The sequence below is a fragment of the Mycobacterium scrofulaceum genome, from assembly GCF_001667885.1.
GTDB classification, from domain to species: Bacteria; Actinomycetota; Actinomycetes; order Mycobacteriales; family Mycobacteriaceae; genus Mycobacterium; species Mycobacterium scrofulaceum_C.
Genome location: NZ_LZJW01000044.1, coordinates 1 through 25,705, shown reverse-complemented (window position 1 = coordinate 25,705; position 25,705 = coordinate 1). Strand labels below are relative to the sequence as shown.

General features: G+C 70.8%; 24 protein-coding genes and 1 pseudogene. 15 read left to right on the top strand and 10 right to left on the bottom strand.

All coding sequences use genetic code 11. The features are described 5' to 3' along the window. Positions 1 to 54: 54 nt before the first annotated feature. Positions 55 to 1,659 (top strand): AMP-binding protein, encoded by a 1,605-nt coding sequence (locus A5681_RS05540; RefSeq protein ID WP_067270259.1) that lies wholly within the window; start codon positions 55 to 57, stop codon positions 1,657 to 1,659. A 65-nt stretch (positions 1,660 to 1,724) separates the two neighbouring features. Continuing rightward, entirely contained in the window at positions 1,725 to 2,384 is a 660-nt protein-coding gene (locus tag A5681_RS05535; RefSeq protein WP_067270256.1) for a cation transporter, read from the top strand. Positions 2,385 to 2,440: 56 nt separating this feature from the next. On the opposite strand, the gene ctpC is transcribed toward A5681_RS05535, so the two are convergent. The 4 genes from ctpC to A5681_RS05515 all read right to left on the bottom strand — a co-directional run bounded on the left by ctpC (position 2,441) and on the right by A5681_RS05515 (position 7,183). Then, on the bottom strand, positions 2,441 to 4,627 hold the full coding sequence (ctpC, locus tag A5681_RS05530; protein ID WP_067270254.1) for a manganese-exporting P-type ATPase CtpC: 2,187 nt from the start codon (positions 4,625 to 4,627) through the stop codon (positions 2,441 to 2,443). An 11-nt stretch (positions 4,628 to 4,638) separates the two neighbouring features. Beyond that, positions 4,639 to 4,920, bottom strand: coding sequence for a DUF1490 family protein (locus A5681_RS05525; RefSeq protein WP_066949897.1), 282 nt, complete (start codon positions 4,918 to 4,920; stop codon positions 4,639 to 4,641). Between the two features lie 89 nt (positions 4,921 to 5,009). After that, positions 5,010 to 5,723, bottom strand: coding sequence for a TIGR03089 family protein (locus tag A5681_RS05520; RefSeq protein WP_197498516.1), 714 nt, complete (start codon positions 5,721 to 5,723; stop codon positions 5,010 to 5,012). Next, entirely contained in the window at positions 5,711 to 7,183 is a 1,473-nt protein-coding gene (locus A5681_RS05515; protein ID WP_067270252.1) for an LCP family protein, read from the bottom strand. The genes A5681_RS05520 and A5681_RS05515 overlap by 13 nt, the downstream gene beginning before the upstream one ends. Before the next feature lie 98 nt (positions 7,184 to 7,281). On the opposite strand from A5681_RS05515, the gene rfbD reads away from it, so the two are divergent. The 3 genes from rfbD to A5681_RS05500 are packed head-to-tail and all read left to right on the top strand — an operon-like array spanning position 7,282 to position 10,130. Beyond that, positions 7,282 to 8,169 carry a dTDP-4-dehydrorhamnose reductase gene (gene rfbD, locus A5681_RS05510; RefSeq protein WP_067270249.1) on the top strand — a complete coding sequence of 296 codons (888 nt, stop codon included), beginning with the start codon at positions 7,282 to 7,284 and terminating at the stop codon, positions 8,167 to 8,169. Further along, positions 8,162 to 9,058, top strand: coding sequence for a glycosyltransferase family 2 protein (locus tag A5681_RS05505; RefSeq protein WP_067270246.1), 897 nt, complete (start codon positions 8,162 to 8,164; stop codon positions 9,056 to 9,058). Before rfbD ends, A5681_RS05505 begins: the two co-directional genes overlap by 8 nt. Continuing rightward, a complete protein-coding gene (locus tag A5681_RS05500; protein ID WP_067270243.1) occupies positions 9,051 to 10,130 on the top strand; it encodes a sugar phosphate nucleotidyltransferase in 1,080 nt (359 codons plus the stop codon). Before A5681_RS05505 ends, A5681_RS05500 begins: the two co-directional genes overlap by 8 nt. An 81-nt stretch (positions 10,131 to 10,211) precedes the next feature. Here A5681_RS05500 and A5681_RS05495 read toward each other — a convergent pair whose 3' ends face one another. From A5681_RS05495 to cofD, 4 genes are read right to left on the bottom strand one after another with little or no spacing between them, the layout of a single operon-like run. Then, on the bottom strand, positions 10,212 to 10,748 hold the full coding sequence (locus A5681_RS05495; protein ID WP_082968207.1) for an NUDIX hydrolase: 537 nt from the start codon (positions 10,746 to 10,748) through the stop codon (positions 10,212 to 10,214). After that, positions 10,745 to 12,319 carry a class I SAM-dependent methyltransferase gene (locus A5681_RS05490; RefSeq protein ID WP_067270232.1) on the bottom strand — a complete coding sequence of 525 codons (1,575 nt, stop codon included), beginning with the start codon at positions 12,317 to 12,319 and terminating at the stop codon, positions 10,745 to 10,747. The genes A5681_RS05495 and A5681_RS05490 overlap by 4 nt, the downstream gene beginning before the upstream one ends. Positions 12,320 to 12,329: 10 nt before the next feature. Then, the gene (locus A5681_RS05485) at positions 12,330 to 13,670 is read right to left on the bottom strand and encodes a coenzyme F420-0:L-glutamate ligase (RefSeq protein ID WP_067270230.1); all 1,341 of its coding nucleotides are present in this window, start codon (positions 13,668 to 13,670) and stop codon (positions 12,330 to 12,332) included. Next, positions 13,667 to 14,668, bottom strand: a complete 1,002-nt coding sequence (gene cofD, locus A5681_RS05480) for a 2-phospho-L-lactate transferase (RefSeq protein WP_067270228.1) — start codon at positions 14,666 to 14,668, stop codon at positions 13,667 to 13,669. Before cofD ends, A5681_RS05485 begins: the two co-directional genes overlap by 4 nt. 353 nt (positions 14,669 to 15,021) lie before the next feature. Between cofD and A5681_RS05475 the strand changes: the two genes are divergently transcribed. Continuing rightward, positions 15,022 to 15,360 (top strand): WhiB family transcriptional regulator, encoded by a 339-nt coding sequence (locus A5681_RS05475; RefSeq protein WP_007168083.1) that lies wholly within the window; start codon positions 15,022 to 15,024, stop codon positions 15,358 to 15,360. A 15-nt stretch (positions 15,361 to 15,375) separates the two neighbouring features. Here the strand turns inward: A5681_RS05475 and A5681_RS05470 are convergent, their stop codons facing one another. Further along, on the bottom strand, positions 15,376 to 15,798 hold the full coding sequence (locus tag A5681_RS05470; protein ID WP_066949924.1) for a metallopeptidase family protein: 423 nt from the start codon (positions 15,796 to 15,798) through the stop codon (positions 15,376 to 15,378). Positions 15,799 to 15,971: 173 nt separating this feature from the next. Between A5681_RS05470 and A5681_RS05465 the strand changes: the two genes are divergently transcribed. The 4 genes from A5681_RS05465 to manA all read left to right on the top strand — a co-directional run bounded on the left by A5681_RS05465 (position 15,972) and on the right by manA (position 20,263). Continuing rightward, positions 15,972 to 16,421 (top strand): DUF3499 domain-containing protein, encoded by a 450-nt coding sequence (locus A5681_RS05465; protein ID WP_197498515.1) that lies wholly within the window; start codon positions 15,972 to 15,974, stop codon positions 16,419 to 16,421. A gap of 112 nt (positions 16,422 to 16,533) precedes the next feature. After that, positions 16,534 to 17,931 (top strand): phosphomannomutase/phosphoglucomutase, encoded by a 1,398-nt coding sequence (locus A5681_RS05460; protein WP_067270224.1) that lies wholly within the window; start codon positions 16,534 to 16,536, stop codon positions 17,929 to 17,931. After that, positions 17,928 to 19,028: a TobH protein gene (locus tag A5681_RS05455; RefSeq protein WP_067270222.1), complete on the top strand. Its 1,101-nt coding sequence runs from the start codon at positions 17,928 to 17,930 to the stop codon at positions 19,026 to 19,028. Before A5681_RS05460 ends, A5681_RS05455 begins: the two co-directional genes overlap by 4 nt. Before the next feature lie 8 nt (positions 19,029 to 19,036). Then, positions 19,037 to 20,263: a mannose-6-phosphate isomerase, class I gene (gene manA / locus A5681_RS05450; protein WP_067270221.1), complete on the top strand. Its 1,227-nt coding sequence runs from the start codon at positions 19,037 to 19,039 to the stop codon at positions 20,261 to 20,263. A 1-nt stretch (position 20,264) separates the two neighbouring features. On the opposite strand, the gene A5681_RS05445 is transcribed toward manA, so the two are convergent. After that, the gene (locus A5681_RS05445) at positions 20,265 to 21,707 is read right to left on the bottom strand and encodes an FAD-dependent oxidoreductase (protein WP_067270218.1); all 1,443 of its coding nucleotides are present in this window, start codon (positions 21,705 to 21,707) and stop codon (positions 20,265 to 20,267) included. A 66-nt stretch (positions 21,708 to 21,773) separates the two neighbouring features. On the opposite strand from A5681_RS05445, the gene A5681_RS05440 reads away from it, so the two are divergent. From A5681_RS05440 to A5681_RS05425, 5 genes and pseudogenes are all read left to right on the top strand, one after another. Further along, positions 21,774 to 23,282 (top strand): APC family permease, encoded by a 1,509-nt coding sequence (locus tag A5681_RS05440; RefSeq protein ID WP_067270217.1) that lies wholly within the window; start codon positions 21,774 to 21,776, stop codon positions 23,280 to 23,282. A gap of 100 nt (positions 23,283 to 23,382) precedes the next feature. Further along, positions 23,383 to 24,624 carry an alkane 1-monooxygenase gene (locus A5681_RS05435; protein WP_067270216.1) on the top strand — a complete coding sequence of 414 codons (1,242 nt, stop codon included), beginning with the start codon at positions 23,383 to 23,385 and terminating at the stop codon, positions 24,622 to 24,624. Then, a pseudogene (locus tag A5681_RS26295) lies at positions 24,621 to 24,785 on the top strand (rubredoxin); the annotation flags it as partial. The gene A5681_RS05435 and the pseudogene A5681_RS26295, both read left to right, overlap by 4 nt. An 80-nt stretch (positions 24,786 to 24,865) precedes the next feature. After that, positions 24,866 to 25,048, top strand: coding sequence for a rubredoxin (locus A5681_RS05430; protein ID WP_067270215.1), 183 nt, complete (start codon positions 24,866 to 24,868; stop codon positions 25,046 to 25,048). A gap of 14 nt (positions 25,049 to 25,062) precedes the next feature. Continuing rightward, positions 25,063 to 25,668 carry a TetR family transcriptional regulator gene (locus A5681_RS05425; protein ID WP_156737854.1) on the top strand — a complete coding sequence of 202 codons (606 nt, stop codon included), beginning with the start codon at positions 25,063 to 25,065 and terminating at the stop codon, positions 25,666 to 25,668. The last annotated feature ends 37 nt before the right edge of the window (positions 25,669 to 25,705 follow it).

The following is a 25,705-nucleotide window of genomic DNA, read 5'->3' as shown; positions in this document are numbered from 1 at the left end:
CCGTGGTGGCGTTGCGCCCTTATCCGGCGCCATGCGGGGCGGCAGCATCGACGTGTGCAGATTTTTCGGCGCGCGGTTGCGGAAGCCCGGTCACTGTTTCTCTATGCCCGGTCCGGGGGATTGCGGTGGATACCGCCCGGCAGCGTCGCGCCGGTGCTGGGAGCCGTTGGGCGCTACGGCATCTTGGGGGCGGCGACGGCCATCGCGGCCGGCCGGGACCCCGACGGGGTGGCGCTGATCGACGAGCGCGGCGCGCTGACGTTCGGGGAGCTGGACCGCCGGACCAACGCGCTGGCCAACTCGTGGCGCCGCCGCGGCTTGGGCCCGGGCCACGGCGTGGCCATCCTGGTGGGCAACCACCGCGGCTTTCTGGAAGCCGTGTATGCCGCCGGCAAGTGCGGGGCCGGTGTCTTGCTGCTTAACACCGGCTTCGGCGCCCCGCAGTTGGCCGGGATGCTGACCTCAGAACGCGCCGACCTCCTGGTGTACGACGAGGAGTACAGCGCCGTCGTCGCCGACGCCCGGCCCAGGCTCGGCCGGTGCCTGGCCTGGACGGAGACGCCCGATCCCGACTCGCTCGACGCGCTGATCCAGCACGGCGATCCCAGCCCGCCGCCGGCGTCCGGCGGACGGCCCAAGATCGTCATTTCGACCAGCGGGACGACCGGAACGCCGAAGGGCGCGGCTCGTTCGGAGCCCTACTCGCTGATACCGGTCGGCGGTCTGCTGGGGAAGGTCCCGTTCCGGGGTCGCGAAATCACCGAATGTTGTGTGCCGCTGTTCCATTCGATGGGTTTCAGCCACGCGATGTACGCGATGGTGTTGGGGTCGACCCTGGTGTTGCACCGCCACTTCGATGCCCGGCAGACGCTGGCCAGCCTGGCCGAGCACCGGGCCAGCGCCATGATTGTGGTGCCGATCATGTTGCGGCGCATCCTCGACCTGGGCCCAGCGGCCCTGGCCGAGCACGACCTGTCGGCGCTGCGCATCGTGTTCGTCGGCGGCTCCCAGCTCGGTGCCGCGCTGGCCACCCGGGCGCTCGAGGCGCTCGGACCCGTGGTCTACAACATGTACGGATCGACCGAGGTCGCCTACGCCACCATCGCCACGCCCGCGGATCTGGCGGTGGCACCGGGCTGCGTGGGCGCGGTGGTGCCCGGGTCGGTCGTCAAGGTCCTGACCGCCGACGGGCGCGAGGCGCCGCCGGGAACGCCGGGGCGCATCTTCGTGGGGAACGTGCTGGCCTTCGAGGGCTACACCGGCGGCGGTACCAAGGAGTCGGTCCGGGGCCTGATGTCCACCGGCGACGTCGGTCACTTCGACGCCGACGGCCGGCTCTTCATCGACGGGCGGGACGACGAGATGATCGTGTCGGGTGGGGAGAACGTCTACCCGGGCGAGGTCGAGGAGGCGCTCGCCCACCACCCCGACGTCCTGGACGTCGCGGTCGTCGGCGTCGACGACGAGGAGTTCGGGCAGCGGTTGCGCGCCTACGTCGTGGTGCGACCGGGTGCGACGCTGACCGAGGACGACGTCAGGGAGTACGTGCGGAACCGGCTGGCCCGCTTCAAGGTTCCCCGCGACGTGCTGTTCGTCGACGCACTGCCCCGCAACGCCGGCGGAAAAGTGCTCAAGCGGGTGCTGGTTGGTCGGGTTTGACACGGTTGTGTTACCAGTCGGTGTCCGGGCCCGCCGCGGGGCGCGATCGCGGCTAGCCTCGCGCCATGACCACCTTTTCGCTCACCGCTGACGACCGCGCCGTCGCCGCGACCCGGGACGCCGGCTGGCGGCGCAGCGCCGTGTGGGCGCGGCGCCTGGCGTGGATCAGCCTGGTCGCGGTGCTGGTCGAGGGCGGCGTCGGGCTGTGGCAGGGCCTGGCGGTCGGGTCTGTGGCGCTGACAGGCTGGGCGCTCGGCGGGGTGTCCGAGGCGCTGGGCAGCGCGATGGTGGTGTGGCGGTTCAGCGGGGCCCGCACCTTCTCGGTGGACGCCGAGCGGCGCGCGCAACGCGGTGTCGCGGTGTCCTTCTGGCTGACCGCCCCGTACATCGCCGCGGAATCCGTGCGCGAGCTGACCGGTGAGCACCGCGCCGAGGCCTCGGCGATCGGGCTCGCGCTGACCGCCGCCGGGTTCTTGCTGATGCCGATCCTCGGCCGGGCCAACCGCCGCCTGGGCGCGCGGCTGGACTCCGACGCCACCGAGGCCGAGGGGATGCAGAACTACCTGTGCGCCGCCCAGGCGGGCGGGGTGCTCGTCGGGCTGGCGACGATGGCGCTGTGGTCCGGCGGCTGGTGGATCGACCCGGCGGTCGGGCTCGGGATCGCCGGCGTCGCGGCCTGGCAGGGCGTGCGGGCCTGGCGCGGCCACGACTGCGGCTGCTGCTAGCTAGTCCAGCCGGTGCCGACCCACTTCGCCCGGCTTCGCCGCGCTCGTGATCGCCACTAGTCCAGCCGGTAGCGGATCAGGCGGGAGCTGTTGGCCACCACCGCGACCGACGACGCGTTGTGCAGGATCGCGGCCAGCACGGGGGACAGCGCGCCGCCCGCGCCGATGATCAGCCCGGCGGCGTTGACCGCGATCGACATGCCGTAGTTCTCCCGGATGACGTCGACGGCCCGCGCGCCCAGGTCCCGCACGTCGAGCAGGCGATGCAGGTCGTCATTGGCCAGCGCCACATCGGCGGTCTCGACCGCGACGTCGGTTCCGGCCAGGCCCATCGCGATCCCGATGTCGGCGGCCGCCAGCGCGGGGGCGTCGTTGATGCCGTCGCCCACCATGCCGACCACGTAGCCGTCGTTCTGTAGACCGCGCACGACCTCGAGCTTGTCTTCGGGCATCACCTCGGCGCGCCACTCGTCGATCCCCAGCTCTTCGGCGACCACCTGGGCGATGTCGGGATGGTCTCCGGTCAGCATGACGATGCGGCGAATGCCGTTGTCCCGCAATTGCTTCAGCACCTCGATCGCCTCGGGGCGCACCTCGTCGCGCAGGCTGATCAGGCCCACCAGCTTGCCGTCGACGGCCAGCAGCAGCGGCGTCTCGGCCTGGCGCCGCAGCCGGTCCACCCACTCCGAGGCCTTCTTCGACACCCGCACCTTTTCGGTGCGCAACAGCCCGGGGCTGCCCAGCAACAGGGTGCGCCCGTCGGCCCAGGTGCGCATGCCCAGGCCGACCAGGACCTCGCACTCCTCGTGCGGCGGGATGGTGATGTGGCGCTCCTCGGTCGAGCGGATCACCGCCTCGGCCAACGGATGGCGGGAGTGGATCTCCGAGCTGGCCGCGTACGCCAGCACCTGCTCGGGCTCCCAATCCTTATGCAGCGCAATGATATTGGTGACCACGGGACGGCCGACGGTCAGCGTGCCGGTCTTGTCGAACACGATCGCGTCCACCCGGCCGGCCTGCTCGAGGTGCGATCCGCCCTTGATCAGGATGCCGCGCCGCGCGCCGTTGCCGATCGCGGCGCTGATGGCGGTCGGGGTGGACAGGCCCACCGCGCAGGGGCAGGCGATCAGCAGCATCGTCATCGCGCGGCGCACGTCCCCGGTGACCGCCAGGGTGAGGGCCGAGACGATGAACGAGGTCGGAACGAAACGGCGGGAGAAGTTTTCGCCGACGGTCTGGATGGGTGCCCGGTCGTGCTGCGCCTCCTCGACGCGGCTGATGATGCGGCCGATCGCCGTCTGGTTGCCGACGGCCTGCGCGCGCACGACCAGGCGCCCGCGCACCACGACCGACCCGGCGTGCACGTGCGCGCCGACCACGACCGACACGGGCAGGTTCTCGCCGGTGATCGCGGACTGGTTGACGATCGCCTCGCCGTCGACGACCTCGCCGTCCACCGGTATCGCGACGTGGTCGTGGATGATCACCTCGTCGCCGATCTGGACGCTGTCGATGGGCACCTGGATCTCGGTGCCCGTCTCGGGCCCATCGGTCAGCCGAATCCACGCGGTGTCCTGGGTGCCGCGCAGCAGCTCCGAGATCGCCCGCCGGGTGCGGCGCAGGGTCAGGTCCTGCAGGTATTCGCCGATGTTGAGCAGCCACAGCACGGTGAGCGCCACCACGTTCTCGCGCAGCACCAGGCTGGCCACCGTCGCCGCCGACACCAGGGCGTCGGTGCCGGCCCGGCCGGAGCGCAATGAGCGCAGTGCCCCGCGCAGGAACGGGTAGCCGGTGAAGATGGTGACGCCGGTGGCCAGGATCCGGCCGTTCGGGCCGAGTAGCGGCGGCCGGGCGAACACGTAGCGGCGCACGCCGAGCAGGGCCAGCGCCGCACCGCCGACGACCATGCGCAGCACGTCGGTGTTGCGGATCTCCGACGAATGCGGCGCGCGCGCCGGGATCAGCTCGGCGGCGACGTGCGCGGCGGAAGCTATTGCCGCCAGCACCGCCGATCGGTCACAGCGCCGGGGTGAGTACCAGACGACGACGGATCCGGTCCGCGGGTAGGCGTGCACCACCCGCACGCCGTCCTCCTTGGCGACGGCCTCCTCGACCGCCACCGCGCGCCGGGAGTCGCACCGCAGCCAGTCGACGGAGACCCGCATGCGGCCGGCCGCATCCGAAATGACCCGCAGCGCAGGGTCTTCCGGGCGTACCGGCTCAAGGGCGGTGGCGAGCGCCATCTAAGCGGGGATCAGTGGTCGTGCTGGTGGACGTCGGCGACGGCCGGGGTGGGCGCTTCCTCGCCGATGCGCTCGCGGGCTTCGGCCATAACGTCGGCGATCTTCAGCCGGGCCGACTCGGCGGCCTCCTCGGCCTTACGGGTTCCGCGCAGCCCCAGCTCGGCCGCCGACACCGCGGTCTCGTGCAGCGGCGCCTTGGCCACGGCCTTGCGCACCACCTCGTAGGCCGTCACGCCGACGAGGCCGGTGACCACCGTCGATGCCGCCTTTGCCAAGAGCGCGTACCCCGCCATTGCCCGGACCTCCTCGTCGTCGCAGCGTCAACTGATGCTCGCTCGACGTTAACATCGAAATATAGCGATATCAATATGAATCGGCGGGCCTACAAAACCCGGGTGACCTTCTCGGTCTCGATCCGGCGCGGCAGCGCCGACGGGTCGGGATGGGCCACCTGCACCAGCGACGCGCCGACGGCCAGGACCGCCAGCAGGCCGTCCACCAGCTCCTCGGGGCTCGACCACGCGGCGGTGGAAAGGACGCGATCCTTGGCCGTCAATTCCCTTGCGGCGGCGGACCTTTCGCAGTCGGCCAGCACCTGGTCGACCGGTCGGCCGGCCAGCGCCGGGCCGGGATGGCGTTCGGCGACGATCTGGTCGCCGTGCACCCGCACGGCGGTGGCGTAATCGGTGACGCCGATCGGCAGGTCGGACGCCGGGCGGCCGAACGGGTCCAGCGACAGCACCGCCACCTCGGCGGCGATCGAGTCCGCCTCGTCCAGCCGTTCGGCCGTACACAGCGCGAGGTCCGCCTCGGTCGGTTCGAGCACCGCCTCGGCGCCGATCCACCAGACACCGAACAGCACGGCCGCCGTCTGCCAGTGCGCCGGCAGCAGGATCGCGACGCGGCTGCCCGGCCCCGCGCCCAGCTCGTCGCGTAACAGGTTGCCCGTCTTGGCCGCCCAATTGGCCAGGGTCACCGCGGACAACTCGATGCGCTCGCCGGTGGCGTCGTCGTAATAGGTGATGCGCGGGCCGACCGGGTCGGCCCGCAGCATCGGGTCCAGGATGGCGCCGGAGAGCGTGCTCAGTTGATGCACTCGGGCTTGTCGGAGCCGGCGGTCAGGATCGGCGAGGGGGCCGGGACGTTGGGGTCGGCCGCCACCGCGCCGACGTTGGACACCCGGGCGGGCATCACCGTGCCGGTGCCGGACAGGCCGGAGCCGGGGCCGCTGTAGTCGTTGCCCAGCACCACCCGGACCGTGCCCGCCGCGACGGAGGGATCGGCGACCACCGGCAGCCCGCCCAGCTCCTTGGACACCTCCTGGGCGCCCAGGTCGTCAGTCTTGGCCGCGCGCACCTGGCTGCCCTTGACGTGGCCGCCGTCGTTGTTGCCCACCGTGCCGGCGCCAAATCCCTTGGACGTCAACACCTGTGACACCGCCGACGCGAGTCCGTTGATGTCGGTGTCGTTGACCACGCTGGCGGTGGTCTTCGCCGGGGTGTAGGCGATCTCCTCGGTCTTGCCCTGCTCCTGGTCGTGCAGCAGGCCGCTGACCCACTCCTGAACCTGATGGGGGTCCACCCGCACGACGCTCTGCATGCCGTCATCGCTCCAGCCGGCGCCGTCCAGCACCGGAATGGTGGCGAACGCGACGTTGCCGCCGGCCAGCTTCTGCATCTGCTGCACGAAATCCATTACGTCCCAACCGGAGGAGATCACCACCGAGCGCTGCACGGCCGCCTCCAGGCGTTTCACCGTCGTGGGGCTCGACAGCGTCTTGCCGGAGATGACCCGGTGGGCCAGCGAGGCCATCACCACCTGCTGGCGGACCACCCGGTCCAGGTCGCCGCGCGGCAGTTCGTGGCGCTGACGGACGAAGCTGAGCGCTTCCGGCCCGTCGAGCCGCTGCGGGCCGGCCGGGAAGTCGGCTCCCGAAAGCGGTTCGAACACCGGCTCTTTGAGGCAGACGTCGACGCCGCCGAGCGCGTCGGTGATCAAGGAGAAGCCGAGCAGACCGATCTCGGCGTAGTGGTCGACGGTGACGCCGGTCAGGTCGGCGACGGTCTTGATCAGCGCCTCGCGCCCGGCCTCGGTGCCCTGCGCGGCGGCGTCCTCGGCCGAGTCGCCGGCCTTGACCAGGCTGGTGCGCTTGGCCTCGCGGGTCTGGCCGTAGACGCCGTTGATCTTCGTCTTGCCCAGGCCGGGCGCCGCGACGTAGGAGTCGCGGGGGATCGAGATGGCGGTCGCCGACTTCCCGTTGTTGGGGATCCGGATCAGGATGATCGTGTCGGTGTTGGTCGCTTCCTCGTCGCCGGCCCGCAGGGTGGCCAGTTCCTCCTGCGAGAGCGGGTTGCCGTGCGCGTCGGTGCGGCTGTCGAGGCCGACCAGCAGGATGTCGATCGCGCCGTCGTCGCCGCCCTTGCCGAGCGATGGCGCGGACATGTGGAAGATGCCGTCCTCGAAGGAGCGGACGTTGCTCCACGCCAGCCCGGTGCCGAGGACGACAACGAGCGTCAGCGCAGTGGCAATCACACGAACCACACGTTGCACAGGCATCCCACTAGGTTACTTGCGACACAGACGCTTCGCGGGTAGCGAAGCCCCGCGCGCCCCGGCCGTCGCCCGCGCTTTTCCGCGCATGCCAGACTCAAACCATGTCGAGCAGGATCGTGATCGCCGGTGGTGGCGGGCAGCTGGGCCGCTATTTGAGCTCGCTCGCGGCCGGTCAGGGCCGTGACGTGCTGGCCCTGACGTCGTCGGAGTGGGACATCACCGACCCCGCCGCCGCCGAGCGGATCGTCCGCGGCGGTGACGTGGTGATCAACTGCGCGGCCTACACCGACGTCGACGGCGCCGAGAGCGATGAGGCCGGCGCCTTCGCCGTCAACGCCTCCGGCCCGGAGAACATCGCCCGCGCCTGCGCGCGGGCGGGCGCCCGGTTCATCCACGTCTCGACGGACTACGTCTTCAACGGGGACTTCGGCGGCGCCGACCCGCGTCCGTACGAGCCCAGTGACCCAACCGCGCCGTCGGGCGTGTACGGGCGCAGCAAGCTCGCCGGGGAACAGGCCGCGCTGGCGGCGCTCCCCGACGCCGTGATCGTCCGCACCGCCTGGGTCTACACCGGCGCCGACGGCAAGGACTTCGTCGCCGTCATGCGCCGGTTGGCCGCCGGGGACGGCCCGGTCAACGTGGTCGACGACCAGGTCGGGTCGCCGACCTACGTGGGCGACCTGGCGGAGGCGCTGCTGCAGATCGCCGACGACGGCGTGCCCGGGCCGATCCTGCACGCCGCCAACGAGGGCGCGGTGTCCCGCTTCGAGCAGACCCGCGCCATCTTCGAGGAGTGCGGCGCCGACCCCGAGCGCGTGCGCCCGGTCAGCACCGCGGAGTTCCCCAGGCCGGCGCCACGGCCGACCTACTCCGCGCTGTCCGGCCGCGAGTCCGCCGCGGCGGGCCTGCGGCCGTTACGGCCCTGGCGCCCCGCGCTTGTCGCGGCGCTCGCGGCCGCCGATCGACCGTTACCCTCTACGCGTGACTGACGTCCTGCCGGTCGTGACGGTGACCTACTCACCGGGCCCACACCTCGAGCGCTTCCTGGCCTCGCTGTCGCTGGCCACCGAGCGGCCCGTGTGCGTGCTGATGGCCGACAACGGTTCCACCGACGGGACGCCGCAGGCCGCCGTCGAGCGCTACCCGAACGTGCGGCTGTTCCACACCGGGGCCAACCTCGGGTACGGCACCGCGGTGAACCGGGCGGTCGAACAACTCGACCCGGGCGACGACTGGGTGATCGTCGCGAACCCGGACGTGCAATGGGGCCCGGGCAGCATCGACGCCCTGCTGGACGCCGCGACCCGCTGGCCGCGCGCCGGGGCGCTCGGTCCGCTCATCCGCGACCCGGACGGCTCGGTGTACCCGTCGGCGCGGCACCTGCCCAGCCTGATCCGGGGCGGCATGCACGCGGTCGTCGGCCCGGTCTGGAAGCGCAACCCGTGGTCGGCGGCGTACCGCCAGGAGCGGCTGGAACCCAGCGAACGCCCGGTCGGCTGGCTGTCCGGGTCGTGCCTGCTGGTCCGCCGGTCCGCCTTCGCCCAGGTCGGCGGCTTCGACGAGCGCTACTTCATGTATATGGAAGACGTCGACCTCGGGGACCGGCTCGGCCGGGCCGGCTGGCTGAGCGTCTACGTGCCGTCGGCCGAGGTGCTGCACCACAAGGGACACTCCACCGGGGACGACCCGGCGAGCCACCTGGCCGCACACCACACGAGCACCTACCTGTTCCTGGCCGACCGGCACGCCGGGTGGTGGCGGGCGCCGCTGCGCTGGGTGCTGCGGGGCTCGCTGGCGGTGCGGTCGCGCCTGATGGTGCGCGGCGCGCTGCGGGACCGGAAACGGAAACTGGCGGAAGGGCGGCGCGCACATGGCTAACCCGCAAGTCGACGCGGTGATCCTGGTCGGCGGCAAGGGCACCCGCCTGCGGCCGCTGACGCTGTCGGCGCCCAAGCCGATGCTGCCCACCGCGGGGCTGCCGTTCCTGACCCACCTGCTGTCGAGGATCGCCGCGGCGGGCATCGAGCACGTCATCCTGAGCACCTCCTATCAGGCCGCGGTGTTCGAGGCGGAGTTCGGCGACGGGTCGAAGCTGGGCCTGCAGATCGAATACGTCACCGAGGACAGCCCCCTGGGAACCGGCGGCGGCATCGCCAACGTCGCCGGCCACCTGCGCCACGACACCGTGCTGGTGTTCAACGGCGACGTGCTGTCGGGCTCCGACCTCAACCAGATGATCGACTTCCACCGGGCCCAGCAGTCCGACGTCACCCTGCACCTGGTCCGGGTGGGCGACCCGCGGGCCTTCGGGTGCGTCACGACCGACGAAAACGGCCGGGTCACCGCCTTCGTGGAGAAGACGCAGGACCCGCCGACCGATCAGATCAACGCCGGCACATACGTGTTCGCCCGCGACATCATCGACCGCATCCCGCGCGGCCGCGAGGTGTCGGTCGAACGCGAGGTGTTCCCGGCCCTGCTCAAGGACCCGGACGTCAAGGTCTGCGGCTACGTCGACGCCACCTACTGGCGCGACATGGGCACGCCAGAGGATTTCGTTCGCGGGTCGGCGGACCTGGTCCGCGGCATCGCGCCGTCGCCGGCGCTGCACGGCCACCGCGGCGAGCAGCTGGTGCACGACGGCGCGGCGGTGTCGCCGGGCGCGGTCCTGATCGGCGGCACCGTCGTGGGGCGGGGCGCCGAGATCGGGCCCGGCGTGCGGCTGGACGGCGCGGTGATCTTCGACGGCGTCAAGGTCGAGGCGGGCAGCGTGATCGAGCGGTCCATCATCGGCTTCGGCGCGCGGATCGGCCCGCGGGCGCTGATCCGCGACGGCGTGATCGGCGACGGCGCCGACATCGGCGCGCGCTGCGAGCTGCTGCGCGGCGCCCGGGTCTGGCCCGGCGTCTCGATCCCCGACGGCGGGATCCGGTACTCGAGCGACGTCTGAGCGAAATACCCCTCCGTGCGCCGAGTGTGAAGTTAGCTTCACGTTCGGCGTCCAGCGTGAAGCTAACTTCACACTCGGCGGCTAAGGGCGCAAGGCTTGGCCCACCAAATACGCCAGCGCGTGGTCGGTGCCGTCCGGCAGGGCGTCGGCCGGCCACCACCGCAGGTCGTCCGACTCGTCGCTGATCGCGATCCGCGCGCCGGCCGGCGCGCGCACCACGAATTGCAGGTCCAGGTGGCGGGTCGGCACGCCCAGCGAACAGGTGACCGGGTGCACGTGCACCGCGGCCAGCTCGGGCTCGATGCGCAGGCCGTCGACGCCGGACTCCTCGGTGGCCTCGCGCAGAGCGGCGGCGACGACGTCGCCGTCGTCGTCGTCGCAATGCCCGCCCAGTTGCACCCAGCGGCCCAGCCGCGGATGCAGGGTCAGCAGCACCCGCGAGCCGGTGTGGTCGAGCACCAGCGCGGAGGCGGTGACGTGGCCCGGCACGCACTCGCGGCGGCACGCGTCCGGGCGGCCGAGCACGAAGGCCAGGACCGCGTGCCGCAACGAATCCTGCCCCGCGTCGGGCGCCTGCCAGCCGGACAGCAACGCGATCGCGGACTCCCGGACGCTCACCGGGCACCCCGCCGCGTCCGGCGATCCCGCAGCGCGGCCCACGCCGCCCGGCATTGCGCCACCACCTCGGCTTGCAGCCCCAGGCCGTCGATCAGGACATGGCGGTCGACGAGGTCCAGCGCCTTGTCGATCTCGTTGGCCTTCAACAGCAGGTCGACGTCGCCGGGCAAGTCCGGGCCCGCCAGCGGCGGCGGGGGAATGGGCAGCTGCTCGGCCTCGCGGGGTTCCAGCTCCAGGATCCCCCCGCCGTAACTGCGGCCGATGATCTCGGCGAACGCGAACGTCACGCTGTTGTGGAAGACCGTCGCCAGCGCGGCCGCGTCGACCCCGGCGGCAAGCCGGACCCGGTGCACCGTGTCGGTGCTCGTCGCGCCGGCGGCGTTGACGGTCAGCCGCGGCGCCCGGTGAATCTGCCGCAGCAGGAACAGATCCGGTGCCCACAGCGACGGCGTGCCCCACCACGGCTTGCGGATCGAGCACTTGTAGCCACGGTGCACGCCCGCGGATTCACCGGCCCGGATGTGTGCGATCAGCGCCGGATCATCCGGGTCGCGGGGCGCATCGAGCAGCCAGGTCCGATGGCCGGCGGCGACATCGCTTGCCCGGCAATCGGTGTCGTAGACCAGCCCGGACAACTGCGCGCTGCGCGAGACCAGCGGCACACAGTGGGGCAGCAGCCCAAGTTCGCGGGCCTGCGCGTCGGCGAACGTGAAGAAACTGTTGCGGCCCGTGACGATGCCGACGTCCACGTCGGCGACCGAGCCGAGCCGGGTCATGGCCATCGAGCCCTTGAGCGTTCGCAGCAGCCGGATCGCGTCCGGGCGCAGAAAGTACTTGGTCCACTTCTCGTTCTCGTGCAGCAGCGCCGGAGCCCAGTCGACGTCCAGGTCCGCGTGCGCGAGCGCCTCGGCGTCGGTGAGATGCAGGGTGCGGATGCGGGCCGGCCCGGCGCCGGCGACCCCGCAGAACAACACGACCTCCTGCAGGATGCCGTCGAACACGAGGCGCTCGAACGTCACCAGGGTGATGTCGCCGAACCGGCTCAGCAGGAACTCGCGCAGCGGGGCGGCGTAGGAGACCTGAAGCAACTCGGCCGGCAGCACCAGGCCCACCCGGCCGCCGTCGCGCACCAGGATCGAGCTCGCCACCACGAACGGCACCCAGGCGTTGGTCAGGCGGCTGGGCCGCAGTCCCACGCGCCGCATCAGTTCCAGCGCGGGCTCGCGTTGCTCGGCCGCCCAGTTGCCGAACCGGATGTAGGGCGGGTTGCCGGCGACGCCGTCCCAGCCGCCGGGCTCGGCGGTGGCGAGCCAGCCGAACAGGTTCGCGGCGTCGACGGGCGCGAATTCCCGTGATTTGGCCGCCTCCTCGGCGACGAGCTCGACGCCGCGCGGCCGTCCGCCGAGGGCGGCCAGCTCGCGCAGGATGGCGCCGTCGCCGCAGGAGGGTTCGAGAATGCGCGGCCCGGCCTCGCGAACCCAGCGGGCCAGGAACCGCGCCACGGGCGCGGGGGTGTAGTAGCCGCCGCGGGCCTTCTCGGCGGACGCCGCCGCCTTGCCCGCAAACCTCATGGGGCCAGTATCACTTGCGGATCAACAAATCCCCGGCGTCCGCGGCCTCGCGCGGCCCGGCGGGTTCCTCGGGGTAACCGATCGCGATGGCGCCCAACGGCTCCCAATCGGCGGGCAGATCGAGTTCGTCGCGCACCAGGTCGGGGGCGAAGATCGTCGAGCCGATCCAGCAGCTGCCGACCCCCCGCACGGCCAGCGCGACCAGCAGGGCCTGCACGGCCGCGCCGACGGCGACGGTGAACATGGTGTGCTCCGCCTCGGTGCGGGCGGCGTCGGGATAGCTGTGCGCGCCGTCGAGGACCAACATCGGGATGACGACCTCGGGTGCGTCGTAAAGGATCTGACCGCGCGCCACCCGGCGTTCCACCGAGTCGGCGGGCCGGCCGTCGCCGGCGAGGTCGGACCGCCACTTGTCCTTCATCCGGTCCAGCAGCCGCAGCCGGACGTCCGGGGTCTGCAACCACACGAACCGGACCGGGCGGGTGTGGTGCGGGGCGGGGGCGGTGAGGGCCTCGGCGACGGCGGCTTCGATCAGCTCGGGCGCGACGGGTTCGGCGCTGAACCGGCGCACCGAGCGGCGCACCAGCTGCGCCTGGCGGCGCCCCATGTCGAGGGCCTCGGCGGTGCCGAGCCAGAACAGGTCCTCCTCGCCGGGCCGCAGCAGCTGCCGGGCCGTCGAGCCGTCGTCGGCCACGGTGAGGCCGCGCACCACGGCCACCGGCATGGCGGTCAGCTTGCCCTTCACCAGGTCGGCCGCCGCCGCCACCTCGTCGGCGACCGCGATCTCGGTGACCACCAGCTCGTTGCCGTGCCGGTCGACGGAGCCCGAATACCCGTGCAGCACAGCCAGACCCGACGAGCCCACCGCGGCGTCGATCTGGCCGTTGCGCCAGGCGCGCCCCATCGTGTCGGTGATGACCACGGCCACGTCGACCCCGAGCTTCTCGCGAAGCCCGGCCCGCAGCGCGGCGGCGCTGGCGTCGGGATCGACCGGCAGCAGCGCCAGTTCGTCGCGGCCCACGTTGGACCCGTCCACGCCCGCGGCGGCCTGGATCAGGCCGATGCGGTTCTCGGTGATCAGGGTGCGGCCCTTGCGGGCCAGCACCCGCACCGCCTCGTCGTCGACGAGCTTGCGCCTCAGTTCGTCCCGCTGCTCGGCGTCCTGCGGTGCCGGCACCAGCCGGCCCTCGCACTTGGAAACCACCTTGCTGGTCACCACCACGACGTCGCGGTCGCGCAGCCAGGGCGCGGCCCCGGCGAGCGCCGCGGCCAGATCGTCGCCGGGCCGGAACTCGGGAAGCCCGGTGACGGGCAGGATCTCGATCGCCGCCCCGCTGCCGTGTTCGGTCACGGGGCCACGCCCGCGAGCTCGAGCCCGGCGCGCACCATCTCGGCCGTCGCCTTGGGGTCGGTCATCAACAGGGGCACGGCGGTCACCGCCACGCCCTCGATGTCGGCGTGATCGCCCTCGTGCACCAGCCAGCAATCCAGTATCCCGGTGCCGCTGCGCCCCCCGTAGTGCCGGCCGACCGCCTCGGCGGTGGATTCCACCCCGATCACCGATAGGCACGCATCGGCCATGCCGCGCAAGGGTTTTCCGCCGATGATCGGTGAGTAGCCGACGATCGGGGCGGTCGCCGAACGCAACGCGGCGCGAATCCCGGGCACGGCCAGGATGGCGCCGACGCTCACCACCGGGTTGGACGGCGCCAGCAGGATGGCGTCCGCGTCGGCGATGGCCGCGGCAGCTTCACTTGTGGCGGTGGCCTTTTCGGCGCCGACGAAGGCGAAGCTGTGCGTGGGCACCTCGGCCCGGTAGCGCACCCACCACTCCTGGAAGTGGATCGCGCGGCGGGTGCCGTCGTCGGGATCGGTGATCACCACGTGCGTCTCGCAGCGGTCGTCACTCGCCGGAAGCAATCGAGCGCCGGGTTGCCAGCGGTCGCACAGGGCGGTGGTGATCTCCGAGAGCGGGTAGCCGGCGTTCAGCATCTGGGTGCGCACCAGGTGAGTGGCGATATCGCGGTCCCCGAGCCCGAACCAATCCGGCTGTACGCCGTAGCGCGCCAATTCCTCTTTGGCGTGCCAGGTTTCGTCGCGGTGACCCCACCCGCGCTCCGGGTCCACCCCTCCACCTAAGGTGTACATGCAGGTGTCCAAATCCGGGCAGACCCGCAGTCCATGAATCCAAGCGTCGTCGCCGATGTTGACGATTGCGTTAAGTTCGTGGGTGCCGGTTCCCGCGTCTGGGTGCTGTTGCGTTGCGAACTGACCGAGCCCGAGCAGCTGTTGAATCCCCAGCAGGAATCGGGCGCCGCCAACCCCACCGACCAGAACGGTGACCTTCACGTGGACGACAGTACTGCCCGGCGACCTTTGGGTGGCGGGGCCGTTACGCGGCCCTTAAGCATAGTCGTGGGCGGTGTGATCGACACGCCGAATGCGCAAAACAACGGAAACGCCGTAATTCGGTCACGAGATGGTATGGAAATGCGCCGTAATGCTTGACCCGGCAGGTCAACCCGTGTCTAATCACAACAGTGTCATTTCCCGGTTGGCCGGCCGGTTCCGGTGTCGCAGACCGAGATTCGATCACTTGTTCGAATTGTCTGTACACATCAGAAATAGTGGGAACCACTCACTCTCTCAATCAAACTGAGGAGGCGGACGACCGTATGTCTTACGAACATCTTCGAGGAGTCATGGCGAGCACGCCGCACACCCCCATCGTCTCGGCGCCGGTGCGACCGGCCCGGCCGCACCTGACCGTGGTTCCTGATGCGCCAGTCGCATTCGAGCCCGAGCCGATGCCGGCCCCCGTCGCGGACCAGTGGCAGGACCGGGCGCTGTGCGCGCAAACGGATCCCGAGGCGTTCTTCCCGGAGAAGGGCGGCTCCACCCGCGAGGCGAAGAAGATCTGCCTGGGGTGCGAGGTACGCCACGAGTGCCTGGAGTACGCCCTGGAGCACGACGAGCGTTTCGGCATTTGGGGCGGGCTCTCCGAGCGCGAGCGCCGGCGCCTCAAGCGCGGCATCATCTGACGCCGCGCCGCAACATCATTCGTCGTCGATCGTCGGGTCGATGACCGACGGCTCCACGTCGAGGTAGATGGCCACCTGGGCCACCAATATCTCGTGCAGCAAATCACCGAGCTCGACGGTGTCCTTGGCCCGTCGCTCAATCGGCTTGCGGAACAGAACGATTCGCGCCCGCGTGGCGTTGCCGCGGACGTCCACCCCGGCCGGGATCAATCGCGCCAGCGGGATCGGCCCGTCGGCGATGACCTCCGGCGGCCACTGCACGCTGTCGGGATCCTTCGCCGCGATGCGGGGGATCTCGTCCACCGCCACGTCGAGGTCGGCGAGGCGCGCCTGCCAATTGCGCTCGATGGGTTCGTAGGCCTCCAACACCGCCATGTCGAACCGCTCGGCCCGGCTGCGCCACCCCGGCACCGTCGGCGGCAGCAGCGGGCCGCGCACATCGCGGCCCCGCCGGGAGGACCGGTGGGAGGCGAATCGTCCCTGGGGTCGATCCCTCCGCGGGAAGCTGCGCGAATCGCCCACGCGCCGATGGTAACGGTTGAACATCGGCGGCCCGCCGGTTGCGCGTGTCCGGCGCTTCACCGGCGTTTGTGCACGATAGCCTTTCGCTCGTGAACGTTCCCCGTCGCTGTTGCCGGCCCGGGTGTCCGCACTACGCCGTGGCGACCTTGACGTTCGTCTACTCGGACTCAACGGCGGTGGTGGGGCCACTCGCGACCGCGCGGGAACCGCATTCGTGGGACCTGTGCGTCGGCCATGCCGGTCGGATCACCGCCCCCCGCGGATGGGATCTCGTGCGCCACGCCGGTCCCCTCCATGCCGAGCCCACGCACCCCGACGAGGACGACTTGGTCGCCCTGGCCGACGCGGTGCGCGAAGGCGGCCCGGTCGAGCGCGCCGTGCCCTATGGCGGCACCGGCACGCCCCTGAACGGCTTCGCGGACCCGCACATTCACAACAGCGGGGCCACCGCGCCCAGCAGTAGTGTGCTGGCGCCACCCGAACATCGTTCCGGCCGGCGCCGCGGGCACCTGCGGGTGCTGCCCGACCCCAAGGACTAGCCGTCCGGGTGTCGCGGGCCGCCCCCGCGCACCGCCGCCGCCCGTGTTTCCCGGGGGCCGATAGGCTGACGGCGAAGAGGCGAAGGAATATATGGCGTCAGGAGGCCCCCGCATGTCTCGGCTCGCCGCGACTGTGCACCGTGTCGTCAAGGCGTACGACGTGCGAGGGCTGGTCGGCGAAGAGCTCGACGAGCCGCTTGTCACCGCCCTGGGTGCGGCGTTCGCCGCGCTGATGCGCGGGGAGGGTGCCCGGCAGGTGGTGATCGGCTACGACATGCGGGACAGTTCGCCCGCCCTGGCCGCGGCCTTCGCTTCCGGGGTGACGGGCCAGGGCCTGGACGTCGTGCGGATCGGTCTCGCCTCCACCGATCAGCTCTACTTTGCCTCCGGCTTGCTGGACTGCCCGGGCGCGATGTTCACGGCCAGCCACAACCCGGCGGCCTACAACGGCATCAAGCTGTGCCGGGCCGCCGCCAAACCGGTCGGCGCCGACAGCGGCCTGCGCACCGTCAGCGAGTCCGTGATCGCCGGGGTCGAGCGCTACGACGGGCAGCCGGGAACCGTGACCGACCGCGACGTGCTGGACGACTACGGCAAGTTTTTGCGTTCGCTGGTGAGCACCTCGGGGCTGCGTCCCCTACGGGTGGCGGTGGACGCGGGCAACGGCATGGCCGGCCTCACCGCACCCGCCGTGCTCGGGGCGATCGACTCGATCACCCTGTTGCCGTTGTACTTCGAGCTCGACGGCTCGTTCCCCAATCACGAGGCCAACCCGCTCGACCCGGCCAACCTGGTCGACCTGCAGAACTACGTGCGCGAGACGGGCGCCGATATCGGGCTGGCCTTCGACGGCGACGCCGACCGCTGCTTCGTCGTCGACGAACGCGGCCGGCCGGTGTCGCCCTCGACGGTGACCAGCCTGGTGGCCGCCCGCGAGTTGGGCCGGGAGATCGGCGCCACCATCATCCACAACGTGATCACGTCCCGCGCGGTGCCGGAGCTGGTCACCGAACGCGGCGGCACACCGCTGCGCTCGCGCGTCGGGCACTCCTATATCAAAGCGATGATGGCCGACACCGGCGCCATCTTCGGTGGCGAACATTCGGCGCACTATTACTTCCGTGACTTTTGGGGCGCGGACTCCGGCATGCTGGCGGCGCTGTACGTGCTGGCGGCCCTGGGCGAGCAGGACCGGCCGTTGTCGGAGCTGACCGCCGACTACCAGCGCTACGAATCGTCCGGCGAGATCAACTTCACCGTGGCGGACGCCGCGCTGTGCACCGAGGCGGTGCTGAAGTCCTTCGGTAGCCGCATCCACTCGATCGACCACGTGGACGGCGTGACCGTCGACCTCGGCGACGGCAGCTGGTTCAACCTGCGCAGCTCCAACACCGAGCCGTTGCTGCGGCTCAACGTCGAGGCGCGCAGCGCCGAGGACGTCGACGCGGTGGTCACCCAGATCAGCGCGGAGATCCGGGCCCAGTCGGCGCCCGCCGGGGCCGCACCGTGAACGCCGTCCGGGCGATCGATCTCGAAGACACCGAGGGCCTGCTCGCCGCGGACCGGGACGGCCTGCTGCGCTCGGCGTCGTCGGCCGGCGCACAGGTGCGGGCGATCGCCGCGGCCGTCGACGAGGGGGCGCTGGACCCGCTGCGGGCCGACGACCGGCCGCGCAGCCTGATCTGGGTCGCCGGTCGCGGGACCGCCGACAACGCTGGCGCGATGGTCGCCGCGACGGTGGGTGGCGCGGCCTCCGAGCCGATCACGCTGACCGCCGAGGTGCCCCCGTGGATCGGCCCGCTCGACGTGCTGATCGTCGCGGGCGACGATCCCGGCGACCCGGCGCTGGTCACCGCGGCCGCGACCGGGGTGCGCCGCGGGGCGCGGGTCGTCGTCGTCGCGCCGTTCGAGGGTCCGCTGCGGGACGCCACCGCCGGGCGTGCGTCGGTGCTGGCGCCGCGGCTTGCGATCCCCGACGAGTTCGGGTTGTGCCGCTACCTGGCCGCCGCCCTGGCGGTCGTGCGGGCGGTGGACCAGCGACCCAGCGTCGATCTGCGGGCGCTGGCCGACGAGCTGGACGCCGAGGCGTTGCGCAACAGCGCGGCCCGCGAGCTGTTCACCAATCCCGCCAAGACGATCGCCGCCCGCATCGCCGACCGCCAGGTGGCGCTCGCCGGCGACTGCGCCGCCACGCTCGCGCTGGCCCGGCACGGCAGTTCGGTCCTGCTGCGCGTCGCGCACCAGGTGGTTGCGGCCACCGGGCTGTCGGATGCCGTCGTCGCGCTGCGCGCCGGGATCTCCGGCGGATTCGCCGATCCCGCCGACGCGCTCTTCCACGACGAACAGATCGACGGGCCGCTGCCCCAGCGGCTGCTGGTGCTGGCCCTCACGCTGTCCGCCGAACAGACCGTCGTGGCGGCCCGCACCGCCGGGCTCGACGACGTGTACCTGCTCGCCGCCGAGGACGTGCCCGACGGGCCGGGTGGCTCGGCCGGGTCGACGGTGGCGCCCGCGTTGGGCGGCGCCATCAGCGCCGAGCAGCAACTGGCAGTATTGGCCGTTCGACTGGAGATGGCCGCGGTTTACGCGCGCCTGGCGCGGGGATAGATAACACAGTGGAACTGCTTCGCGGGGCCTTACGCACGTACGCCTGGGGATCGCGTACCGCCATAGCGGAATTCACCGGGCGTACGGTCCCGGCCGCCCATCCGGAGGCCGAATTGTGGTTCGGCGCGCATCCCGGCGACCCGGCCTGGCTGGAAACGGACACGGGCGAGATCTCGTTGCTCGACGCCCTGGTCGCCGACCCGGAAGGCCAGCTCGGCCCCGGGGCCCGCGCCCGGTTCGGCGATGTGCTGCCGTTCCTGGTCAAGGTGCTCGCGGCCGACGAGCCGCTGTCCCTGCAGGCGCACCCGAGCGCGGCGCAGGCGGCCGAGGGTTACCTGCGTGAGGAGCGGCTGGGCATCCCGCTGAACTCGCCGGTGCGCAACTACCGCGACACCTCGCACAAACCCGAATTGCTGGTCGCGCTGCAGCCTTTCGAGGCGCTCGCCGGTTTCCGGCAGGCCTCGCGCACGGTGGAGCTGCTGCGGGCGCTGTCCGTCTCCGACCTCGACCCGTTCATCGACCTGCTCAACGACCAGTCCGACGCCGACGGCCTGCGCGCGCTGTTCACCACCTGGATCACCGCGCCGCAGCCCGACATCGACGTGTTGGTGCCCGCCGTGCTGGACGGCGCCATCCAATACATCAGCTCCGGGGCAACGGAATTCGCCGGCGAGGTCAAGACGGTGCTGGAACTCGGGGAACGCTATCCCGGCGACGCCGGGGTGCTGGCCGCGCTGTTGCTGAACCGCATCATGCTGGCCCCGGGCGAGGCGATCTTCGTGTCGGCCGGCAGCCTGCACACCTACCTGCGCGGTTTCGCGCTGGAGGTCATGGCCAACTCCGACAACGTGTTACGCGGCGGCCTGACTCCCAAGCACGTCGACGTCCCCGAGCTGCTGCGGGTGCTCGACTTCACCCCCACCACCGAGGCGGAGGTGCGCCCGCACGTGCGGCGCGAGGGCTTCGGCCTGATCTACGAGACCCCGGCCGAGGAGTTCGCGGTCGCGCTGCTGGAGCTCGACGGCGATTACCTGGGCCACGAGGTCGACGCCTCGTGCAGCCACGAGGGCCCGCAGATCCTGCTGTGCACCGAGGGGTGCACGACGGTGCACGGCAAGTCCGGGTCGCTGACGCTGCAGCGGGGGATGGCCGCGTGGGTGGCGGCCGACGACGCCCCGATCCGGCTGGTCGCGCGCGAGCCCACCAAGCTGTTCAGGGCGACCGTCGGGCTGTGAGTCAGTCCGAAAGGCGGCGGCCCGCGTCGCCCGAAGCCGCCCCGCTCGCGACCGCCATGCGCCGGTCCCTAGAGGCCTGACGGCGCTCGCCCAGCCACAGCCGCAAATTGTGGGCGATGGTCCGGCCGACGATGCGCGGCGGCGGAACCATGTAGAGGCTGTCGAGCAGGGAGAACCGGCGCAAAAACCATTCGGCCAGAACGGGATCGGTCTCGGCGGCGCCGAGGAACTGGTCGAATAGCGCGCCCGAGGGCCGCCACCACCAGGGAACGGGCCCCTTGTTCTCGGCGTGGTGGAACGTGACGTCGCCGATGGCGTTCATCGTCCACACCGGGAAGGTCGACTTGGCGGTGGCGCGGCTGAGTTCGGCCGCCAGCTGGTCGTCGGGAAGTTCCAGCGCGCGCCGCAGGTGGCCGGCCTGCAGCGACGTCATCGTCATGCCCTGCCCGAAGGTGGGGTTGAAGCTGGCGACGGCGTCACCGAGGGGGATGATGCCGGCGGGGAAGCGGTCCAGCTTGTCGTAGCGACGCCACTTGCTGGCCGGAAAGGCGTGGAACGCCGGCTCGCCGATCGGATCGGCCTGCTTGAGCGCCGCGTTGACGTGGGCCGGGACCAGCTCTTCGGCCAGTTCCAGCATCTCCGGAAACGTCTGCGGCGGCTTGACGTGTGCCACCCCGAACGTCGTCAGCACCCAGGTGCGGTCCTCGTAGCAGAGCATGCCGAGCCCCAGCGACTTGTCGTGCGAGGCGCCGGCGACCACCACCTTCTCCGCGATCAATCCGTCCGGGATGCGGAACTGCTGGGTCGCGTAGTAGATGCCGATGTCGAGCAGGTCTTCCCGCGGCGGGTCATACCCCCACTGCGTCAGCCAGGTCGGCAGCCGGGTGCCCCGACCCGCCGCGTCCACGACGAGGTCGGCCGCGACGAATTCCGGATCCCCGCCGTCGACGGGAGCCAGCAGCACCCCGGTGACCCGCTGGCGCGCCGGGTCGAACCGCGGTTCGGTCACGGAGCGCCGCGCCATCGTGACGTTGTCGGTGTCGCGGACGCGTTTGCGCAGCTGCCACTCCAGGTGCGGCCGGCTGGGCACGTACGCGGTGAATTCGTCGCGCAGGGTGTGCCCGGTGCCGAGCACGTGGCCCGCCGCGCCGAGGTGGATGCAGTCGGGCCGGTTCTCCAGCATGGGCACGCCCGCGGCCACCATGTCTTGCAGCAGCCCGGGGAAAAGGCTCTCGAACTCCATTGCGCCGCGGGCCATCAGCATGTGCAGGTGACGGTCCTGCGGGACCGTCGTGCGGTTGGTCGGTGTGTCCGGCAACTCGTCGCGCTCATAGACGGTGACCCGGGAAAAGGCATCCGAGAGCACCTGCGCGGCGCACAGGCCGGCGATGCTGCCACCGATGACAACCGCATGGTCCCTGGTGTTTGCTTTGGTGTCCGCCATCTCGGCAGAGTACCCAGTACTGTGACGGACCAATGGGTCCCCTTCGTTGACGGGAAAGGGCGACGGATGGCCAACCGATGGCGGATGAAGTCGGTCGAACAATCGATTGCCGACACCGACGAGCCCGACACCCGGTTACGCAAAGAACTGACCTGGTTGGACCTGGTGGTCTTCGGGGTCGCGGTGGTGATCGGCGCCGGTATCTTCACGGTCACCGCGTCGACGACCGGTGACATCACCGGCCCGGCGATCTGGATCTCGTTCGTGATCGCGGCGGTCACCTGCGCGCTGGCGGCGCTGTGCTACGCCGAGTTCGCCTCGACGCTGCCGGTCGCCGGCAGCGCCTACACGTTTTCCTATGCCACCTTCGGGGAGTTCCTGGCCTGGATCATCGGCTGGAATTTGCTGCTGGAGCTGGCGATCGGCGCGGCGGTCGTGGCCAAGGGGTGGTCGAGCTACCTCGGCAACGTCTTCGGGTTTGCCGGTGGCACAACCCAGCTCGGCTCGGCCAGCCTGGACTGGGGCGCGCTGCTGATCGTCACCGCCGTTGCGGTGCTGATCGCCCTGGGCACGAAGCTGTCGTCGCGGTTCTCCGCGGTGATCACCGGGATCAAGGTGTCGGTGGTGCTGCTGGTGGTGGTCGTCGGCGCGTTCTACATCAAGGGCTCCAACTATTCGCCGTTCATCCCCAAGCCCGAGGCGGGGCACGAGGCGTCGGGCGTCAACCAGTCGGTGCTGTCGCTGCTGACCGGGGCGCACAGCAGCCACTACGGCTGGTACGGCGTGCTGGCGGGCGCGTCGATCGTGTTCTTCGCGTTCATCGGGTTCGACATCGTCGCGACCATGGCCGAGGAGACCAAACGGCCCCAGCGCGACGTCCCCCGGGGAATCCTGGCGTCGCTGGCGATCGTCACCGTGCTGTACGTGGCCGTCTCGGTGGTGCTGTCCGGGATGGTCTCCTACACCCAGCTCAAGACCGTTCCCGGCCACAAGCCGGCCAACCTCGCGACGGCGTTCACGGCGAACGGCATCCACTGGGCCAGCAAGATCATCGCGATCGGGGCGCTGGCCGGACTGACCACCGTGGTGATGGTCCTGATGCTCGGCCAGTGCCGGGTCCTGTTCGCGATGGCGCGTGACGGCTTGCTGCCGCGGCAGCTGGCGAAGACCGGGTCGCGCGGCACCCCGGTCCGGATCACGGTCCTCGTCGCGGTGGTGGTGGCCGCGACGGCCTCGGTATTCCCGATCGCCAAGCTCGAGGAGATGGTCAACGTCGGCACGCTGTTCGCGTTCGTTCTGGTCTCGGCCGGCGTGATGGTGCTGCGCCGCACCCGCCCGGACCTCGAACGTGGCTTCCGCGCCCCGTGGGTGCCGGTCCTGCCGATCGCCTCGATCGCCGCGTGCGTCTGGCTGATGGTCAACCTGACCGCGCTGACCTGGGTGCGGTTCGGCGTCTGGCTGGTGGTCGGCACCGCGATCTACGCCGGCTACGGCTACCGGCACTCGGTGCAGGGCCGCCGCGAGGCGGAGGGGGTCGCGCCGCCCGCCCGGGCCGAGCCCGACGCCGTGCCCTAGCTCCGAGGTTTACAAAACTACGTCTGGTGTCTAGACACGAGACGCGGATAGGGATATTGTCAATCTCCAACGTGGTGTGACTCACAAGGAGGTTTGGCATATGACCACACTCGAACGGCAGGCGGGCTCCGACGCGGTGGAGCCGCCCGTCTGGCGGGACAAGAAGCGGCGCCTCTGGCTGATGGGCTTGATCGCCCCGACGGCGCTGTTCGTGATGCTGCCGATCGTCTGGGGGCTCAACCAGCTCGGCTGGCACGCCGCCGCGCAGGTGCCGCTGTGGATCGGGCCGATCCTGGTCTACGTCCTGCTGCCGATCCTCGACCTGCGCTTCGGCCCGGACGGGCAGAACCCGCCCGACGAGGTGATGGAGCAGCTCGAGAACGACAAGTACTACCGCTACTGCACCTACATCTTCATCCCGTTCCAATACCTCAGCGTGGTCTTCGGCGCGTACCTGTTCACCGCCTCGAACCTGAGCTGGCTGGGCTATGACGGCGCGCTGGGCTGGGCGGGCAAGCTGGGCGTGGCGCTGTCGGTCGGCGTCCTCGGCGGCGTCGGCATCAACACCGCCCACGAGATGGGCCACAAGAAGGACTCGCTGGAGCGGTGGCTGTCCAAGATCACCCTGGCGCAGACCTGCTACGGCCACTTCTACATCGAGCACAACCGCGGCCACCACGTGCGGGTGTCCACGCCGGAAGACCCGGCGTCGGCGCGCTTCGGGGAGACCTTCTGGGAGTTCTTGCCGCGCAGCGTCTTCGGCAGCCTGCGCTCGTCGCTGCGGCTGGAGGCCCAGCGGCTGCGGCGGCTGGACAAGAACCCGTGGAACCCCGCGACGTATCTGTCCAACGACGTGCTCAACGCCTGGCTGCTGTCAATCGTGTTGTGGGGCGCGCTGATCGCGGTCTTCGGGCCGGCGCTCATCCCGTTCGTGATCATCCAGGCCGTGTTCGGCTTCAGCCTGCTCGAGGCCGTCAACTACCTGGAGCACTACGGGCTGCTGCGGCAGAAGAACGCCAACGGTCGCTACGAGCGTTGCGCGCCGGTGCACAGCTGGAACTCCGACCACGTCGTCACCAACCTGTTCCTGTACCACCTGCAGCGGCACAGCGATCACCACGCCAACCCCACCCGCCGCTACCAGACGCTGCGCAGCATGGCGGGCGCGCCCAACCTGCCCAGCGGCTACGCGTCGATGATCTCGCTGACCTACGTCCCGCCGCTTTGGCGCAAGGTGATGGACCACCGGGTGCTGGAGCATTACGGCGGCGACATCACCAAGGTCAACATCCACCCGCGGGTGCGCGAGCGGGTGCTGGCCCGCTACGGGGTGACGGCATGAGCGCCTACCGCTGCCCGGGCTGCGACTACATCTACGACGAGGCGAAAGGCGCTCCGCGGGAAGGCTTTCCCGCGGGCACGCCCTTCAGCGACATTCCCGACGACTGGTGCTGCCCCGATTGTGCGGTGCGCGAAAAGGTCGATTTCGAAAGCACGTCCGGCGACGATGCAGTGGGGGCACCTCCCGCTTGCGGGGGACGCAGCGATGAGGAGGAGCCGGACAATTGGATAGGAGCGAACCGATGACCGACTACAAACTCTTCATCTGCGTGCAGTGCGGATTCGAGTACGACGAAGCGAAGGGCTGGCCGGAGGACGGCATCGCGCCCGGCACCCGCTGGGACGACATCCCCGACGACTGGAGCTGCCCGGATTGCGGGGCGGCGAAATCCGACTTCGAGATGGTCGAGATAGCCCGGGCGTGATCGGGACCAACGGCATGGCCGAAGCGGCTATTGTCGCGCCTGTGAAGCGGATGCCCTACCCCGAGGCCTCGCGCGCCCTGCTGCGTGACTCGGTGCTGGACGCGATGCGGGAGCTGCTGCTGACCCGCGACTGGTCCGCCATCACGCTCTCGGACGTGGCCCGCGCCGCGGGCATCAGCCGGCAGACCATCTACAACGAGTTCGGCTCGCGGCAGGGCCTGGCGCAGGGTTACGCCCTGCGCCTGGCCGACCGGCTGGTCGACGCCGTCCACACCGCGATCGTCGCCAACGTCGGCAAGATCTACGAGGCCTTCCTGCAGGGCTTTCGGGCCTTCTTCGCCGAGTCGGCGGCGGACCCGCTGGTGATTTCGCTGCTGACCGGGGTGGCCAAACCGGACCTGTTGCAGATCATCACCACCGACAGCGGGCCCATCATCACCCGGGCGTCGGAGCGGCTGAGCACGGCGTTCACCCACAGCTGGGTGGCCACCAGCGACGAGGACGCCGGCGTGCTGGCGCGGGCCATCGTGCGGCTGGCCCTGAGCTACGTGTCGATGCCGCCGGAGGCCGATCACGATGTGGCGGCGGACCTGGCGCGGGCAGTCGTCAGGGGACGTTGACGACGCCGTGACGCTCCGCGAACGGCGTCATCAGCCG

What these genes read in the sequence shown, in the direction of transcription:
- A5681_RS05525 (WP_066949897.1), bottom strand. Translation starts at nt 4,920, where the DNA reads ATGGCGGGGTACGCGCTCTTGGCAAAGGCGGCATCGACGGTGGTCACC.
- A5681_RS05535 (WP_067270256.1), top strand. Translation starts at nt 1,725, where the DNA reads ATGACCACCTTTTCGCTCACCGCTGACGACCGCGCCGTCGCCGCGACC.
- A5681_RS05515 (WP_067270252.1), bottom strand. Translation starts at nt 7,183, where the DNA reads ATGCCTGTGCAACGTGTGGTTCGTGTGATTGCCACTGCGCTGACGCTC.
- A5681_RS05425 (WP_156737854.1), top strand. Translation starts at nt 25,063, where the DNA reads ATGGCCGAAGCGGCTATTGTCGCGCCTGTGAAGCGGATGCCCTACCCC.
- A5681_RS05430 (WP_067270215.1), top strand. Translation starts at nt 24,866, where the DNA reads ATGACCGACTACAAACTCTTCATCTGCGTGCAGTGCGGATTCGAGTAC.
- ctpC (WP_067270254.1), bottom strand. Translation starts at nt 4,627, where the DNA reads ATGGCGCTCGCCACCGCCCTTGAGCCGGTACGCCCGGAAGACCCTGCG.
- A5681_RS05440 (WP_067270217.1), top strand. Translation starts at nt 21,774, where the DNA reads ATGGCCAACCGATGGCGGATGAAGTCGGTCGAACAATCGATTGCCGAC.
- A5681_RS05435 (WP_067270216.1), top strand. Translation starts at nt 23,383, where the DNA reads ATGACCACACTCGAACGGCAGGCGGGCTCCGACGCGGTGGAGCCGCCC.
- A5681_RS05500 (WP_067270243.1), top strand. Translation starts at nt 9,051, where the DNA reads ATGGCTAACCCGCAAGTCGACGCGGTGATCCTGGTCGGCGGCAAGGGC.
- rfbD (WP_067270249.1), top strand. Translation starts at nt 7,282, where the DNA reads ATGTCGAGCAGGATCGTGATCGCCGGTGGTGGCGGGCAGCTGGGCCGC.
- A5681_RS05460 (WP_067270224.1), top strand. Translation starts at nt 16,534, where the DNA reads ATGTCTCGGCTCGCCGCGACTGTGCACCGTGTCGTCAAGGCGTACGAC.
- A5681_RS05445 (WP_067270218.1), bottom strand. Translation starts at nt 21,707, where the DNA reads ATGGCGGACACCAAAGCAAACACCAGGGACCATGCGGTTGTCATCGGT.
- A5681_RS05475 (WP_007168083.1), top strand. Translation starts at nt 15,022, where the DNA reads ATGGCGAGCACGCCGCACACCCCCATCGTCTCGGCGCCGGTGCGACCG.
- A5681_RS05490 (WP_067270232.1), bottom strand. Translation starts at nt 12,319, where the DNA reads ATGAGGTTTGCGGGCAAGGCGGCGGCGTCCGCCGAGAAGGCCCGCGGC.